The organism is Bradyrhizobium stylosanthis, from assembly GCF_001641335.1.
In the GTDB taxonomy this organism is placed as follows: Bacteria; Pseudomonadota; Alphaproteobacteria; order Rhizobiales; family Xanthobacteraceae; genus Bradyrhizobium; species Bradyrhizobium stylosanthis.
The window spans coordinates 717,841-733,164 of record NZ_LVEM01000002.1 but is presented as its reverse complement, the minus strand read 5'-3'; the positions used below and the strand labels follow the sequence as shown (position 1 = coordinate 733,164).

At 65.9% G+C, this 15,324-nt stretch carries 18 protein-coding genes; 10 read left to right on the top strand and 8 right to left on the bottom strand.

The genetic code is table 11. From position 1 onward, the window contains the following. Positions 1-55 precede the first annotated feature (55 nt). Positions 56-424 (top strand): antibiotic biosynthesis monooxygenase family protein, encoded by a 369-nt coding sequence (locus A7X65_RS15425; RefSeq protein ID WP_063686160.1) that lies wholly within the window; start codon positions 56-58, stop codon positions 422-424. A 221-nt stretch (positions 425-645) separates the two neighbouring features. Here the strand turns inward: A7X65_RS15425 and A7X65_RS15420 are convergent, their stop codons facing one another. Next, positions 646-2,340, bottom strand: coding sequence for a bifunctional diguanylate cyclase/phosphodiesterase (locus tag A7X65_RS15420; protein WP_063686158.1), 1,695 nt, complete (start codon positions 2,338-2,340; stop codon positions 646-648). A gap of 222 nt (positions 2,341-2,562) precedes the next feature. Between A7X65_RS15420 and A7X65_RS15415 the strand changes: the two genes are divergently transcribed. Continuing rightward, positions 2,563-2,823, top strand: coding sequence for a hypothetical protein (locus tag A7X65_RS15415; RefSeq protein WP_063687713.1), 261 nt, complete (start codon positions 2,563-2,565; stop codon positions 2,821-2,823). Between the two features lie 213 nt (positions 2,824-3,036). On the opposite strand, the gene A7X65_RS15410 is transcribed toward A7X65_RS15415, so the two are convergent. The 3 genes from A7X65_RS15410 to mtgA all read right to left on the bottom strand — a co-directional run bounded on the left by A7X65_RS15410 (position 3,037) and on the right by mtgA (position 4,868). After that, entirely contained in the window at positions 3,037-3,684 is a 648-nt protein-coding gene (locus tag A7X65_RS15410) for a hypothetical protein (protein ID WP_063686156.1), read from the bottom strand. 158 nt (positions 3,685-3,842) lie between these two features. Further along, positions 3,843-4,025, bottom strand: a complete 183-nt coding sequence (rpmF, locus tag A7X65_RS15405; protein ID WP_007598106.1) for a 50S ribosomal protein L32 — start codon at positions 4,023-4,025, stop codon at positions 3,843-3,845. 168 nt (positions 4,026-4,193) lie between these two features. Further along, positions 4,194-4,868, bottom strand: coding sequence for a monofunctional biosynthetic peptidoglycan transglycosylase (mtgA, locus tag A7X65_RS15400; RefSeq protein WP_063686154.1), 675 nt, complete (start codon positions 4,866-4,868; stop codon positions 4,194-4,196). 161 nt (positions 4,869-5,029) lie between these two features. Here mtgA and A7X65_RS15395 point away from each other — a divergent pair, with 161 nt between their 5' ends. Both A7X65_RS15395 and A7X65_RS15390 read left to right on the top strand, forming a co-directional pair. Beyond that, positions 5,030-5,953 (top strand): polyprenyl synthetase family protein, encoded by a 924-nt coding sequence (locus A7X65_RS15395; protein WP_063686152.1) that lies wholly within the window; start codon positions 5,030-5,032, stop codon positions 5,951-5,953. A 9-nt stretch (positions 5,954-5,962) separates the two neighbouring features. After that, complete coding sequence (locus A7X65_RS15390) at positions 5,963-6,655, top strand: DUF1345 domain-containing protein (protein ID WP_063686150.1); 693 nt, start codon at positions 5,963-5,965, stop codon at positions 6,653-6,655. 152 nt (positions 6,656-6,807) lie between these two features. Here A7X65_RS15390 and A7X65_RS15385 read toward each other — a convergent pair whose 3' ends face one another. Further along, complete coding sequence (locus A7X65_RS15385) at positions 6,808-8,634, bottom strand: caspase family protein (RefSeq protein ID WP_063686148.1); 1,827 nt, start codon at positions 8,632-8,634, stop codon at positions 6,808-6,810. 173 nt (positions 8,635-8,807) lie between these two features. After that, positions 8,808-9,236, bottom strand: coding sequence for a GFA family protein (locus A7X65_RS15380; protein WP_063686146.1), 429 nt, complete (start codon positions 9,234-9,236; stop codon positions 8,808-8,810). 93 nt (positions 9,237-9,329) lie between these two features. Here A7X65_RS15380 and A7X65_RS15375 point away from each other — a divergent pair, with 93 nt between their 5' ends. The 6 genes from A7X65_RS15375 (at position 9,330) to A7X65_RS43130 (ending at position 12,980) form a co-directional block, all read left to right on the top strand. Further along, positions 9,330-9,704, top strand: coding sequence for a nuclear transport factor 2 family protein (locus tag A7X65_RS15375; protein WP_063686144.1), 375 nt, complete (start codon positions 9,330-9,332; stop codon positions 9,702-9,704). Between the two features lie 216 nt (positions 9,705-9,920). Further along, positions 9,921-10,778: a class A beta-lactamase gene (gene bla, locus A7X65_RS15370; RefSeq protein WP_063686142.1), complete on the top strand. Its 858-nt coding sequence runs from the start codon at positions 9,921-9,923 to the stop codon at positions 10,776-10,778. Between the two features lie 45 nt (positions 10,779-10,823). After that, positions 10,824-12,434, top strand: coding sequence for a Na+/H+ antiporter (locus A7X65_RS15365; protein WP_156527822.1), 1,611 nt, complete (start codon positions 10,824-10,826; stop codon positions 12,432-12,434). A gap of 38 nt (positions 12,435-12,472) precedes the next feature. Next, positions 12,473-12,598: a hypothetical protein gene (locus tag A7X65_RS43565; RefSeq protein WP_283806160.1), complete on the top strand. Its 126-nt coding sequence runs from the start codon at positions 12,473-12,475 to the stop codon at positions 12,596-12,598. Between the two features lie 102 nt (positions 12,599-12,700). After that, positions 12,701-12,925, top strand: a complete 225-nt coding sequence (locus tag A7X65_RS43840; protein WP_430643044.1) for a type II toxin-antitoxin system RelE/ParE family toxin — start codon at positions 12,701-12,703, stop codon at positions 12,923-12,925. Next, positions 12,900-12,980, top strand: a complete 81-nt coding sequence (locus A7X65_RS43130) for a hypothetical protein (RefSeq protein WP_430643194.1) — start codon at positions 12,900-12,902, stop codon at positions 12,978-12,980. The genes A7X65_RS43840 and A7X65_RS43130 overlap by 26 nt, the downstream gene beginning before the upstream one ends. Before the next feature lie 11 nt (positions 12,981-12,991). On the opposite strand, the gene A7X65_RS15355 is transcribed toward A7X65_RS43130, so the two are convergent. Both A7X65_RS15355 and A7X65_RS15350 read right to left on the bottom strand, forming a co-directional pair. Next, positions 12,992-13,801 (bottom strand): N-acetylmuramoyl-L-alanine amidase, encoded by an 810-nt coding sequence (locus tag A7X65_RS15355; RefSeq protein ID WP_063686139.1) that lies wholly within the window; start codon positions 13,799-13,801, stop codon positions 12,992-12,994. A 3-nt stretch (positions 13,802-13,804) separates the two neighbouring features. After that, positions 13,805-15,142: a Rieske 2Fe-2S domain-containing protein gene (locus tag A7X65_RS15350; protein WP_063686137.1), complete on the bottom strand. Its 1,338-nt coding sequence runs from the start codon at positions 15,140-15,142 to the stop codon at positions 13,805-13,807. Positions 15,143-15,324: the final 182 nt, after the last annotated feature.

Genomic DNA, 15,324 nt, shown 5'->3' with positions numbered 1-15,324 from the left:
TATGTCACACCGTGTCGAATTGACATGATAATACCAACTTACACGGAGTGATGCCATGCCCCAGATGCGTCCGCTCGACCCCGCCTTCCCGATCGACCGTCAGATCGCGCTCGATGCCGGCCCCGTTGTGCTGGTGAACCTGTTCACGCTCGATGCGACCGACGAACAAGCCTTCCTGAAGGGATGGCAGGACGATGCCGCCTTCATGAAGCGGCAGCCGGGTTTCATCTCGACCCAGCTCCACCGCGCCGTCGGCGACAATCCGACCTATCTCAATTACGCGGTGTGGGAATCCAATGCGCTTTTCCGAGCGGCGTTCACGCACCCGGAATTCCGCGCCAAGATCGCGGACTATCCGGCGTCGGCCGTCGCGAGCCCGCATCTATTCCAGAAGGTCGCGGTGCCCGGGATCTGCGTGGCGTAGCTGCCGCATCGTCATTGCGAGCGCAGCGAAGCAATCCAGCCTGCCACCGCGGAAAGTTTCTGGATTGCTTCGCTACGCTCGCAATGACGGAGGGGACAGGCGACCCCACACTCGGAATCGTAGGGTGGGCAAAGGCGCACTTGCGCCGTGCCCGCGATCTGCCTGAGTTGGAGAGAGATGGTGGGCACGGCGCTTCGCGCCTTTGCCCACCCTACGGCATCTCAGCTCGCCGCTGGCAGCGCATTCTCGGCCAGCGCGCCCCACGGGCGGTCGGCTGAGGCGAGACCGATCAGGCGGCCCTGGATGTAGTCGCAGCCCCAGTCGCGCAGCATGTTGGCGGCATCATCGTCCTGTACCCATTCGGCGACGGTCTTGATATCGAGGCGACGTGCGAGATCGATCAGGGTCTGCACGAAGGCGCGGTCGTCGGCGGAATGCGTGATGTTCTGCACGAAGGCCCCGTCGATCTTGACGATGTCGACGCCGAGCTTGCGCAGGTTCCGGAACGAGGTGTAGCCCGCGCCGAAATCGTCGATGGCGATGCGGCTGCCGAAATTCTTCAGCCGCGTGACGAAGCCGCGGACGTCGTCGATATCCTGGATCGCGACGGTCTCGGTGATCTCGACGATCAGCCGCTCGGCAACGCCCGGATGCGCGCGCATCAGCGATTCGATGCTCGCCCACCAATCCGGATCCATGGTGGTATCAGGCGAGATATTGAGGCTGAGGCTGACGTCGGGCGCGGCCGCGAGCTCGGCGACCACAAGCTCGAGCACGCGATGATCGACGAGGCGGATCAGGCCGAGCCGCTCGGCGACCGGCACGATGTCGGGTGCGAGCAGCACCTGGCCGTCGCCCTGGTCCATCCGCACCAGGCATTCGTGGAAGGCGCGCTCGCGCGAGACGGCCGACACGACAGGCTCATAGGCGAGCTTGATGCGGCGCTCGTTCAGCGCGGTGACGATCTCGTCGGTGACGCGGATGTTGACGCGGCGCTGCGCATCGCGCGTGGCATCCGGACGCCACGCAGCAAACGAGCCGGCGCGGCGGCGCTTGGCTGCGTCGAGCGTCTCATGGGCGCGATTGACCGCTTCGTCGGTGTTGCGGGCATAGCGCGGCAGGCTGACCGCGCCGATCGACGCGGTGACCGAGACCGGACCGGATTTGGTCGGCACCACCTCGTCGCGGATGCCGGCGAGGAAGCGCTCGGCGGCGACGTTCATGTCGTCGGTGGTGCAGTTCTTCAGGATCAGGCCGAACTTGTTGCCGGAGAAGCGTCCGAGCACATCGCCGCCGCGCAGGCGCGCACGGATGCGCTTGGCGATGTCGAGGATCACGGCATCGGCGACGTCGAAGCCGAAGGCGTCGTTGACGCGGGCGAGATGGTCGATGCCGACCAGCATGAAGGCCGCTGTCGAGCGGAAGCGGGTGGTCTCCTCGATTGCCTCGGCCAGCGCCGCGACCAGATGCGAGCGGTTGAGCTCGCCGGTCAGCGGATCGAGCCGGGCGAGCTTGGACAGCTCCTCGTCGCGGGCGTGGCGCTCATTGTTAATGCGGACGGAGCCGATCGCGCGCGTGGGGCGGCCGTCGGGGCCGGCGAACCAGCGGCCGGTCTCCTCGACCCAGACCACGGCGTCGGAGGCGCTCATGCGCACGCCGTATTCGACCCGGTAGGCCGTGCCGTCGGCGCCGTGGACGGCGGAGGTCTGCGCCAGGGCGGCGGTCCGCAGCGACTGCGCAGGCTCGATCAGCTTGGCGAATTCGGCCCCGGTCGCGAGCCTCTCGGCAGGAATGGTGGGGAAGACGGCGCCGACCTGCTCGCCCCAGACGATGACGTCGCTGGCGATGTCCCAGGCGAACACGGCCTGACCGAGCGCGGCCAGAATGTCGGAGGCTTGCGGCAATGCGGGGGTCAAAATCGCCTCGTTTCGGGACAGCGGGGAGTCCTGAGCCGGCACAGAATACGGCTAGATTCGCCCCCGACCCTAGGCAAAGTTGATAAACAATTTGGAAACCACGTTGTGAAGTGACGGGGGAACCAAACCGGCCCGCCCGGCATAGGCCTTGCGAGTACTGACACGCAACCGGCGCCCGCGTCCCGAAACGCGACACTATCCGCCGGATCAACGGTGATCGCGATGTTGAGTACTGATCGATCGGACGAATTGGCAGGCAGCATGGGCACGGCCCTGGTGCCGCTGATCCCGACTGTGCAATGGCTCCACAAGGTGCCGCTGCCCCGCCCCGATCCGAGCTTCGTCACCCAGCTGATCGCCAATGCCGAGCACGTACCGCAAACCAGCCGGCTCCGCCGCGCCTCGTCCGAGGACGCGCGCATCGCCTATGGCAGCAAGCTCCCGCTTCCGAGCGTCAGCGCCCGCACGCGGCAGGTGGCTTGAGCACAACGAATTTTACCGACAGAGGCCGCTGCCCTTACCTCGCCCCGCTTGCGGGGAGAGGTCGGATCGCCCTTGCGATCCGGGTGAGGGGGTACAGGTCTCGCGGCCATCTCGCGTGTGGAGACAGGCCCCTCACCCCAACCCTCTCCCCGCGAAGGGCGGGGCGAGGGAGCACACCGACGTCGCCGTGGGGCTAAGTTAAACTCACAGAAGTCAGCGCGGCGTGTCGGGGGAAGGCGGCGTGCCGTTGCCCGGCTGCAGATGCGGCGAGGGAATTTCCGGCGACGGCGGAATGCTCGGCACAGGCTTCGGCGCCGGATGATCCATCAAAACGGATTCGGCGACCGACTGCGCGGAAGGTGCGGGCGGCACCACCGGCTCCACCTTCGTCAAAGGCTCGAACGTGGGTTCGGGAGCCACATCGTCCGCCGGCGGGTCAGCCCGGCGTTTGGCCTTGCGCGGCGCCGGCACCGTGGTCTCGGCGACATAGGTGACGCGGCGGCGCGTGCGCTGGGCGATGCCGCCGAGGAAATCGGCCATCGAAAGCAACACCAGCAGGAAAAAGGTGGAGTTGCCGAATTTGGGCCACATCACGAATTCGGCCGCCGCCGCGCCGAAGATGATCAGCGACAGCAGATGATCCATCAGGAATTTCGAGCCGGGCCGCGCGCCCTTGACCACCTCAAGCAGCAGCAGCACCACACCGAGCGCAAGCAGGAGGTCGGCGAGCGTGACCGGCCAGGTCTCGCCCGTGATCATCGGCACCTTGAACAGCACGTCCGTAAAGGACACGCTGGGCATCAGGAAGGCGATGATGTTGTAGACCGCGAGCGGAATCAGGAGCAGCGGGAAACCGACCATCGGCAAAACGCCTTCTCGATCAAGATATGCAGACAGGACAATGCGGCGGCGAAGCATTAGCTCCGCCGCCGTCACTGTCATATCTCATGGGTTGGCCGAAATCAGGCGGGTCACGTCATCCTGATTGAGGATAACCCGCCCAAAGAAACAGTCCGTTCTCAGGACTCTTTCTTCTTCAGGACCTGCCGGCCCTTGTACATGCCGGTCTTGAGGTCGAGATGGTGCGGACGACGGAGCTCGCCGGAGTCCTTGTCTTCCACGTAGGTCGGCTTCTTGATGGCGTCTGCCGAGCGGCGCATGCCACGACGCGACGGCGAGGTTTTTCTTCTCGGAACGGCCATTTCAATATCCTCTAGGGATTGGTGTCATCAGGGCATCGTCCCCGGGGGACGGCTCAGCACCCGCAATACGGGGCGAGCTGAATGCCGATCAAGGCCGCGCTTATAGAGGAAGGCCGACCGTAAAGCTAGGCTCTTGGGCCGGAAAATGCGCCCGAAAAGGGCCCGAAATCAGCGATTTTCGCGCCAACAGGTGACCAGCGAGCTGGCCTGCCCCCGCGCCATATAGGTGGCCGCCAGCCGCCGGACGCCTGGTCCCGGGGTCCGGGCGCTGCGTTTGACCGGATTCGGCAGGATCGAGGCCAGAAGGGCGGCCTCCCGGGGGGAGAGGTTCTCGGCCGACTTGCCGAAGGCATAGGCGCTGGCGGTCTCGACCCCGAACTGGCCCTGCGGGCCGAGCTCGGCGATGTTGAGGTAAATTTCCAGGATCCGGGGCTTCGGCAGGACCAGGTCGATCCACAGCGCCAGCGGGAATTCCAGCGCCTTGCGGACGAAATCCCGCCCCTGCCAGAGGAACAGGTTTTTCGCCACCTGCTGGGTGATGGTGGAGGCGCCCCGGAACGGGGTGCCATCCTCCTTCGCATCGTCGATCGCCTCGCGCAGCGCGCCCCAATCGATACCGTGATGCTTGCAGAAATGGGCATCCTCGGCCGCCACCACCGCGCGCGGCAGATAGGGCGACATGTCGGCCAGATCGATCCACTCCCGCTGCATCGGTGCGCCCCGCAAGCTGCGCCAGGCCATCAGCGTCGAAACCGGGTGGCCGGCACGGTAGAACGGCGCGATCAGATATGGCGCGAGAACCACGACCGCGAGCGCCACCAGCAGGATTTTGACGATGCGCAAATCGACCTTTCCGGCGCAAACTGTACCGCGGCCACGGGCTGGACCATTAAGTCTGTGATAATTCGGGCCTTTTCCAGCACTTTTTAGGCCTTCCAAACGATTGACTGGGGCGGGCGCATAAAGGATTGTCCCGCCGAATTTTAGTTCTGGAGCCTTTCTTGATGACCGGCACGTCCCCGTCCGATTTCGCCAAACGTCTGGACAAGACCGCTGATGACACCGAAGCGCTGCTCGGGCGCCTGCTCACGGACGACATCCTGCACGATGAGATCGCCCGGCCCAAGCGACTGATGGACGCAATGCGCTATTCCAGCCTGAATGGCGGCAAGCGCCTGCGGCCGTTCCTGGTGGTCGAGAGCGCCGCCGTGTTCGGCGTTCCCCGCGAGGCCGCGCTGCTGGTCGGCGCCGCGCTCGAATGCATCCACTGCTATTCGCTGATCCACGACGATCTGCCGGCGATGGACAATTCGGACCTGCGCCGCGGCCGCCCGACCCTGCACAAGCACACCGATGACGCCACCGCGATCCTCGCCGGTGACGGTCTGCTCACACTCGCCTTCGACATCGTCACCCGGGACGAGATCCATCGCGACGCCAATGTGCGGCTGCTCCTGACGCGCGCGCTGGCGCGCTGCGCCGGCATCGGCGGCATGGTCGGCGGCCAGATCCTCGATCTCGCCGGCGAAGGCCGCTTCGGCGGCAACGAGCCGATCGACGTCGCACGCATTCAGCAGATGAAGACCGGCGCGCTGCTGCGCTACGGCTGCATCGCCGGCGCGATCCTCGGCCAGGCCTCGCAGAAGGAATATCAGGCGCTCGACGATTACGGCCGCGCGCTCGGCGAAGCCTTCCAGATCGCCGACGACCTGCTTGACGTCGAAGGCGATGCCGCCGCCCTCGGCAAGCCGGCCGGCGCCGATGCCGCGCTCGGCAAGACCACCTTCGTCACCCAGCTCGGCATCGACGGTGCCAAGCAGCGCGTCCGCGACCTGCTCGCGCGCGCCGACAGCGCCGTCTCGATCTTCGGCGACCGCGCCGCCGTACTGCAAGCCGCCGCGCGCTTCGTCGCCGAGCGGAAGAACTAGCGCATCCCGATGGCGGCCGAGGGCAAAGACGATCCCGTCCTCGTCCGCTTCCGCAAGATGTCGCGGCCGGTGCGGCTGATCTATGCGCGGCCGCGCACCTTCATCGCGCTCGCGGCGGGCATCCTGGTCGCCCTGCTGCTGCCGGGCTCGCACCGGCTGGTGACGCGACTGTTGTTCGGCTGGGATGCGCTGATCACGGTCTATCTCGTGCTGGTCTATGCGATGATGCTGTGCAACGACCACCAGCACATCCGCCGCGCCGCGGCGATGCAGGACGACGGCCGCTTCGTGATCCTGCTGGTGACGGCCATCGGCGCCTTCGCCAGCATCGCGGCGATCGTCTCCGAGCTCGGCACGCCGCATCGCGGCGTGCTGGAGCTGACCGTCGCGATCACCACGATCGCGCTGTCATGGGCCACCGTGCACACCACCTTCGCGCTGCATTACGCCCATGATTATTACCGGGCCGCCAAGCCGGGCGGCCTGCAGTTTCCAAGCGGCGACAAGGAAGTCCACGCGGACTATTGGGACTTCGTCTATTTCTCGTTCGTCATCGGCATGACCGCGCAGGTCTCCGACGTCGGCATCACCGACAAGACCATTCGCCGCACCGCCACCGCCCACGGCATCGTGTCCTTCATCTACAACACGGCCTTGCTGGCGCTGACGGTGAACATCGCGGCGAGCGCGATCGCGACATGATTGTCGTCTCGGCGGAGGCCGGGACCCATATCGCGTGATCCCTCGCATTCGCGGCGGTGCGAGTACGGGCGAAGACTTCATCACTACTTGTCGTCGCCAAACTCCTCCCTGGGGTCATGGGTCCCGGCTTTCGCCGGGACGACCCAGTGGTGTCAGTAACACACCTCGGCATTGGCATCGTTGCCGGGGCCGCCGCCGCCGCGATATTCGAGATGGCAGCCGCGGCTGACCGGACGGCACCCGCTGCTGTTGCAGAAGACCTGCCCGCCGCCGGAGCGACGGCCGGCGCCGGTTGCGGCAGCGATGCCGGCAGCCGCGCCGTAGCCGCCTGCCGCTTCGCCCGCCGCACCGCCGGCCTGACGACGCTGCCGCGCAGGGCGCTCCTCGCTGTCGTCGCGCTTGGCCGTTGCGGGCTTGGCCGGCTTGGCAGCGCGCTGCTTCTCGCACTCATTGTCGTCGTTGATCGCAAAGCCCTCGCGGCAGACGATCTTGGTGCACTTGTCGCCGTCGACCTTGAAGCCGTGCTCGCAGACCAGCGGGCAGACGCGTGACGGCTTCGCCTTCACCGCATCGAGCGCGTCGGTGCTCGCGACCTTCACGTCGAGCTTGGTGCCGGCATAGCGGTTGAACTGCGACAGCGAGCGCTGCGAGGACGTATTCCAGTTGCCGTCGGCCTGACCCGAGAAGCAGCCGACCCGGCCAAGCTCGGTCTGCACCGAACGGCTGAGATCGGCCGGAGCCGTCGCAGGCGTCAGCGACGCGACGTTGGTTCCGGCCGGGCTCGCAGTGCTGGCCGGCGCGGTGCTCGGCGCGGCAGCGGCGAGATTGACGCGCTGCTGCTCGGCGGCGGCGGCCTGCTGCTGCGCCTGCTCTTTGGCCTTCTGCGCGGCAAGCTGCGCCTGCTCGGCCGCCTTGGCATCGGCCGCGGCCCTGGCCTGCGCATCCTTCTGCGCGCCGACGGCTGCGAGACGGTCACGCTCGGCTTCGGCCTGCTTCGCCTTCTCGATCGCCGCCGCGTGAGCCTGCTCGGCACCGATCTTCTCGAGCTGGAGTTTTGCGAGGTTGGAATAGAAACCGTCGGGATGCTGGGCGAGGAACGCTTCCCACGCCGCCCTGTTGCCGACCTGGAGCGAGAGCTCGTAGTCGCGGCGGATATCGGCCTGCGGGTTCGCGACGGGCGCCGCCGGTGCTGCGGCCACTGCCTTGACCGGCACCAGCGGGACGTCGTCGCCGCCGAGCGAGCCATAGACGAACGGCTCCTGCTTGTTGCCGGTCGACTTGAGCACGTCGTCGCGCACGAAGCCGAAGGCGCGGCGGACGTCGAGGCCCGGCGTCGTCAGATGCTTCGAGAGCGCCACCGTGAACGGGCTGTTGGCACCGTCGCCGTCCTGCGCCGTGAAGCCGGCCTTCGCAGAATAGGCAATCAGCGTATTGGGACTGGTCGGTTCGACCTGGGCGAGACCGCGGCCGATGCCGCGCGAGGCGATCGTGCGCTTCATGGTCTTGCCGAATGGATTGTCGCGGCAGGCGTCCAGGATCACCAGGCGGAGCTGCTTGGCGGGCTCGACCGCGACCAGAACACGGTCGAGCGACAGCGCCTCGTCGTAAACATCGGTGTCGCGCTCGAGCCTGGCGTCGACCGGGATCAGATAATTGGAGCCTTCGACCTCGATGCCGTGGCCGGCATAGTAGACCACGGCGATGTCGGCGGTGCGGGTCGCATCGGCAAAGTCGCGCAGCACGCGCCGGGTATCCTGGGCGGTCAGATCGTGCCGGGAATCGACGACGTCGAAACCAGCCTCCTTCAGCATCTTCGCCATCACCGCACCGTCGTTGACGGGATTGGCCAGCGACGGCGCGTGCTGGTAGGCCGAGTTGGCGAGGACCAGGGCGACGCGCTTTCCTGCGTGAGCGGGCCCGGCGCCGAACACCAGCGCGGCGGCGAGGAGAAGCGGACAAAGTCTGAGCAAACTGCGCATGACACGACTTCCGAAGTTCAGGACCCGACTGGGCCTTTGGGACCGCTTTAGCAGGATCGGGCACCGGCGCTTGTGACCGACGTCACGAAGGCGGCGTCCGGCGACAAAACGAAGGTTCCCTCTGGTTTGTCGCGCCAGCGCGGTCGGGGTTCGCCGGCAAACGCCCGGGTTCCCTAGGGATCGCCGATATGCCCCCGATATTGTGGCAGATCGTCCGTAATCTCGTGCCAGGGCGCCTTCGAGCCCACGAAAATGTGGGCGCTCGGCCGGATTGAGGGGGCATCAACCAGGGTTCCCATGGCGACATGGACCCATTTTCCCTCGCGCACCCGGGAATAGAGCAGCGAGCCGCATCGGGCGCAGTGGGCGTCATGGGTGACCTCGTCCCCGTAAATGAGCCGCTGATCGCCGCCCTGGACGATGCGGAGCTTGTCCTGCGGGATGCCGGCGAACGGCTTGAAGGCCGACCCGGTGGTGCGGCGGCAGTTCGAGCAATGGCAGTTCAGCGCATAGGAGAACGCATCGGCCACCTCGAAGCGCACGGCGCGGCAATAGCATTCGCCGGTCAGGATACGAGCGTTCGAATTTTCTGATCCGGTCATGACGAGGCCTCTGCGCAATGGCTGACACACCCATAGCGCATCTTGCACTGTACGACTAAGTTCGCCCCCAGCCATCATTCAAAGGGATGACCCATGAGCCAGAACCGTTCGAGCGTCGAAGCCGTCGTGCAATCCTATTTTGACGGGCTCTATGAGGGCGATGCCGAAAAGCTCGGCGCCATCTTCCATCCCTCCGCCGATCTGCGCTGGGTCGAGAAGGGCGAACTGCAGGTCCTGACCGTGCCCGACTGGCTCGACCGCGTGCGYAAGCGCCCCTCCGGCAAGGCCGAAGGCAAGCCGCGCGAGGATTTCATCGTCACCATCGACCGCTCCGACGACAAGACCGCCTTCATCAAGGTGCGCTGCCAGCTGCCGCCGCGATTCTTCACAGACTATCTGGTGGCGATGAAGCTCGCTGACGGCTGGCAGATCGTGTCGAAATCGTACCGGTACGACCTGAGGGATTGAGGGGCTGCGCGCTCCTCTTCCGCCTGAAATCGGACGCACTCGTCCCTCATTCTCCGTCATTGCGAGCGTCGCTCTCGCCACGCGTCATTGCGAGCGCAGCGAAGCAATCCAGCATCCCTCCGCGGAGAGACTCTGGGTTGCTTCGCTGCGCTCGTAATGACGACGCGGATAGAGCGCACGCTACGTTTCCTGCCTCCCCTTGCCTGAAAGTCCCTCATGTCTCTCGATCGCCGCTCCCTGCTCGCCTCGCTCTGCTGGATAGCCGCTGCTCCCGCGCTTGCCGCGGAGGCGCCGCCGGAGCTCGAAACCTATGAGCGCGAAAGCGGCGGACGTATCGGGCTCTATGCGGAAAATCTTGCGACCGGCAAGAAGCTCGCCTGGCGTGCCGACGAGCGCTTCGTCATGTGCTCGACCTTCAAGGCTTCGCTTGCGGCCTGCGTGCTGGCACGGGTCGATCGCGGCGAGGAGCAGCTTGCGGCCGTGATCCCCTACGGCCAGGCCGACCTGCTGGACTACGCGCCGGTCGCCAAGCAGAATCTCGCGGCCGGCAAGATGTCGGTCGCCGAGATGTGCAAGGCGATCGTCGAGCTCAGCGATAACACCTGCGCCAATCTGCTGCTGGCGCGGATCGGCGGCCCCGCCGCGCTTACCGCATTCTGGCGATCGCTCGGTGACGCCACCTCGCGGCTCGACCACAACGAGCCCGAGCTCAACCGCTCCCCGCCCGGCAATCCCCAGGACACCACGACGCCGGCGGCGATGGCAGGCAATCTGCGGCGGCTCGTGACGGGCGAAGCGCTGTCGCAGGCCTCGCGCGTCCAGCTCACCGACTGGATGGTGAACTGCAAGACCGGCGCAAACCGGCTGCGCGGCGGGCTGCCGTCAAGCTGGACGATCGGCGACAAGACCGGCAACAACGGCAAGGATGCGTCGGGCGATATCGCCGTCGTCTGGCCCAAACCCGATGCGCCGATCCTGATCGCGGCCTACACCCAGGGCGGCTCGCCGACGGCCCCGCAGATCGAGGCCGCGTTCGCCCGCATCGGACGCATGGTGGCAGAGCGGCTGGCGTAAGGCCCAAACATTGACCTCTTGGCCGCTTCCGGGCCAAGACAGGTCATGATCGCAGCGAAATTCCAGACTTTCCTCATCCTGCTCGCGGTGCTGGCGGGCACCGCCCTCCTCGCCCGCCGTTTCAACATCGCTCCTGCGATCCTGCTGATGCTCTCCGGCGTCGGTCTTGCCTTCGTGCCGGGCATGCCGCCGGTCGAGCTGCCGCCGGAACTTGTGCTGCTGATGGTGCTGCCGCCGCTGATCTACTCGGCGAGCGTCGCCATGAGCTGGCGCGAGTTCAAGAGGAACCTGCGGCCGATCGTGCTGCTCGCAGTCGGCGCGGTGATCTTCACCGCGGCGATGGTGGCAGCCGCCACGCATTATCTCATCGGCCTGCCCCTGACCGTGGGTTTCCTGCTCGGGGCCATCGTCGCGCCGCCCGACGTGGTGGCGCCGCTCGCGATCGCGCGGCGGCTGAACCTGCCGCGCCGACTCGTCGTCATCCTCGAAGGCGAAGGGCTCGCCAACGACGCCACCGCGCTGATCCTCTACCGCTTCGCGCTCGCCGCGATCATGGTCGGGCACTTCTCGCTGCCGCTGGCGGCCGGCGAGTTTGTGCTGATCGTCGCCGGCGAGATTGCCTTCGGTATCGGCGTCGGCTGGCTCTCCCTTCGCTTCCGCAAATGGTCCAGGGACCCGCAGGTCGAGCTGACGCTGTCGCTGATCACGCCATACGTCTCCTACTGGCTGCCGGAGCATGTCGGCGGTTCCGGCGTGATCGCGACCGTGGCCTGCGGCCTCTATGTCAGCTGGAACGGCCCACTCCTGATCTCGTCGGCGACGCGCCTGCAGGGCATCTTCTTCTGGGACCTCATCATCTACCTGATCGAGGGCCTGCTGTTCCTGCTCACCGGCTTCCAGATGCGCGCGCTCTACGAGAAGTCGAAGGCGTTCCCGCTCGACGACATCCTGATCGCGACCGCCGTCGTGCTGACGATCATCGTGACCGCGCGCTTTGTCTGGCTTTATCCCGCGACCTATCTGCCGCGAATCCTCTCCAAATCGCTGCGCGAGCGAGATCCGTCGCCGCCATGGCAATGGCCGTTCGTGCTCGCCTTCACCGGCGTGCGCGGCGCGGTGTCGCTGGCGGCCGCGCTGGCGCTTCCGTTCACGCTGCCTGATGGCGACGCCTTTCCCTATCGCGACCTGATCCTGTTCGTCGCCTTCGGCGTCATCTTCGTCACCCTGATCGGCGTCGGCTTGACGCTGCCGCCCGTGGTGCGCTGGCTCGGCGTCGCCGAGGCCGGCCGCAACGAGCATGTCGCCGAGCACGAGGCCGAGATCGCGGCCCGGCGCCAGGCGCTCGATGCCGCACTGAGATCGCTGGATGCGCTCACCGCGGAAAAGGAAGTCTCCGACGAGGTGATGCGGCTGCTGCGCGCCCGCCACGAGATCCGCGTCAACCAGCTGCCCGACTCGCTCGACCCCGCCCACCACGACGTCTCCGCCGCCGGCACCGCACTGACCCGCAATTTGATCGACGCCGAACGCAAATTCATCCACGACCTGCTGCGCGACGGCCACATCACCGACGAGACGCGGCGCCGGATCGAGCGGGACCTGGATCTGGAAGAGGCAAGCCTGGCGAACCGGGAGTATCGGGGCGGGCCGCTGTAGGACGTGCAAGTCCCCTCGCCATCTGCTATTCTTGCCGGATGACAAAGCCAGGACTCGAGATCCTCCTGGAACGCGTGTCGGCCTGGCCCGAAGAGGCACAGGAAGAGCTGATGCGATCCCTGACCGACATCGAGAACAGGCATCTCGGTATCTATCTGACTTAGCGATGATGAGCGAGCCGCAGTTCGCCGTGGCTTGAAGGATATGCGCGAGGGAAGGCTTGCAAGCGACGACGCGGTCGCCGCTGTCTTCAAACGCTACAGCGCATGAGAGTCCGCTGGTCCGAAAGCGCGCTTTCGGACATCGACAGCATTTTCTCCTATATTCACGAACGCAATCGCACGGCCGCCGTCGCCGTGGTTGAGCGTATCCATCGCCCGTCTGCTCCAGGACTTTCCCAAGGCCGGTCATCTTACCGACGAACCCGGCGTGCGCATGTTCCCAACCGTTCGCTATCCGTATCTTGTGTTTTACACGGTCAATCCCGCTGACGACCAGGTCGTGATCCTTCACGTGCGCCATGGCGGTCAGGAGCGGGGCTCCTAGACGATTGCGACCTACCGCCGCTCGCAGAACTCTCCCACTGCCGCCGCCACGGCCCCGGCGATCTGCTCCTGCCGCTCCGCCGAGTTCATCTCCATCTCCTCGTCGCGGTTGATGATGGAGCCGGCTTCCAGCAGCACCGCGGCGCTCCTGGTTTGCGACAACACGACCAGGCCGTCGTAGCGGTAGACGCCGACATCCTTGTCGAGCAGCTGGCGCCGGTAGCGGCCCATCACCGGCAAGCTGTACTGGCTGGCATAGCGAAGGCCCTGCTCCTTCAGCTGCCGGCCGATCATCCGGGCCAGCTTCAGGCTGGTGGTGAAGTGCGGATTGCGTTCGGAGACGAACAGCGAGTGACCGGAAAACCGATCGCTGAAATAGCTCTTCGCGCCGTCGAACTCCCAGGCCTCGAGCAACTTGTCCGGGACCGAATCGTGGTGAACCGACAGGAACAGATCAGTCCGGCCGTCATTCGCCGCGCCGACGCGCTTGAACAGGCTCGGCCGCGCCTTGCCGTCGGTGACGAGTAGACGGGTTGCGGCAAAGCCCCCGGATTTGAGCTTCGCCGCGATCAGCCGCGCAAGCCGGAAGTTGAAGCCGAACTCGGGATCGTTGCGCGCGCTCAGCGCGCCGTAGGAGTCCGGCGTGTGCCCGACATCCACGACGATGCGGAATTTCGGCGCCTCGCATGTGGCCGACGGCTGCGGCGGCTTCGGCCTCGTCTTCTCCGGCTTTCTCGCAGCCGCGGCCTCGCCGACATGCACCAGCGACGAGGCCAGGAGCGAGGCGACCAGTCCGGCGATGATGCTGCGTGATCCTCCCAAGCGCTACTCCGCCGCCGCGATCCTCGGACGGCCGACGAAGCCGGCGACGTCGCCGAAACGCTCCAGCATCACGGCCGGCAGGTCCTTGGTCTTGCTGGTGACGCAGGCGCCGGAGCGCACCGCACAGCGGTCCTGATGCGCGGCCTGCGGCGGCGGCTCGCCCTGCTGAAGCGCACGCGCCAGCTCCATCACGACTTTGCGGAAATGCATGATGCCGAGATCGGTCGGGCCGAGATGCTCGCGGGTGCGGTCGGCGATCGGACCCTGGCTGTCCTGCACGGCGGCGTCCTGCTCGGAGACGCCCTTGATCCCGGTGTAGCTGCGGGTCTTCTGCAGCTTGCGGTCGATCAGATAGTCGTTACCCTTGTGGCGCAGCGGTACGTAATTGTCGTCTACCTCCGCGATCACGCCGTTGCCGCGATCGTAGGCATCGCGCTCGCCTTGCGTCAGCGGCCGCTCCGGATTCCAGACATAAGTGTAGATCCAGCAATTGGTGTCGGTGACGGGCACGAAGGTCTGGCCAAAGATGTTTTCGCCCGGCATCGCGCTCGGTGCATAGGCGTGGAACGGCATCAGGAACTGCGCGATGCGCCAGTAGATGTTGTCGCTTCCGGTGAGCCGGCCGCCGGCAATCGTCAGCCCCGCCTCGTGCGAATTGACCTTGATCACCGGACGCGGGTCCTCCGCGATCCAGCGCATGTGATCGCTCGACATCCGCGCGATCGGATTCACGAAATGCTTCTTGATGTCGAGGATCTCGTTCTCCTCCTTGTCGAAGGAGAGATGGGCGAAGGTGAAATGCGCGGTGTCGATCGAACCTTCCAGCGCCTGCACCCAGTTGCAGTCCTGCCACTTCTTGCTGACGTAGCGATGCGAAGCCGGCAGCAGCGCCATTTCGAGGTCGGGCAGTTCGGGCATGGCGTCCGCCGGACCCATATAGGCCCAGATCATCTCGCCCCATTCGCGCACCGGATAGGATTTGATGCGGATGAGATCCTTGGCGTTGAGATCGGGATAGGAGGTCGGCATGTCGACGCAGCGGCCGTCGGTGTCGAACTTCCAGCCGTGATAGACGCAGCGGATGCCGCACTCTTCGTTGCGCCCGAGCCAGAGATTGGCGCCGCGATGCGGGCAGTATTGATCGATGACCCCGACCACGCCGCGCGAATCGCGAAAGGCCAGCAGCTCTTCCCCGAGCACGACGATCTTCTTGGGCTCGCCGTCGGACTCGGGGAGTTCTTTAGACAGCAGGACGGGAATCCAGAACCGCCGCAGCAATTCGCCCATGCCCGTTCCGGAGCCGGACTCGGTCAGGAATTTGTTGTCCTCGGCGCGGAGCATGGAGAATCCTCCCGACGCTATTTTCGGGAAGATTGGCGCGAGAACGGGAAAGCGTCAACGCAAGAACGACTCTCGTGTGCCGGACGCGGCGCGGCATGAAATGACGCGGCGCAGAGCCGGGCCCCAGTTTGCCGCAAGCATGGGCCCCGGCTCTGCAGCGCGCCGCCGAAGAAGCGCTGGGC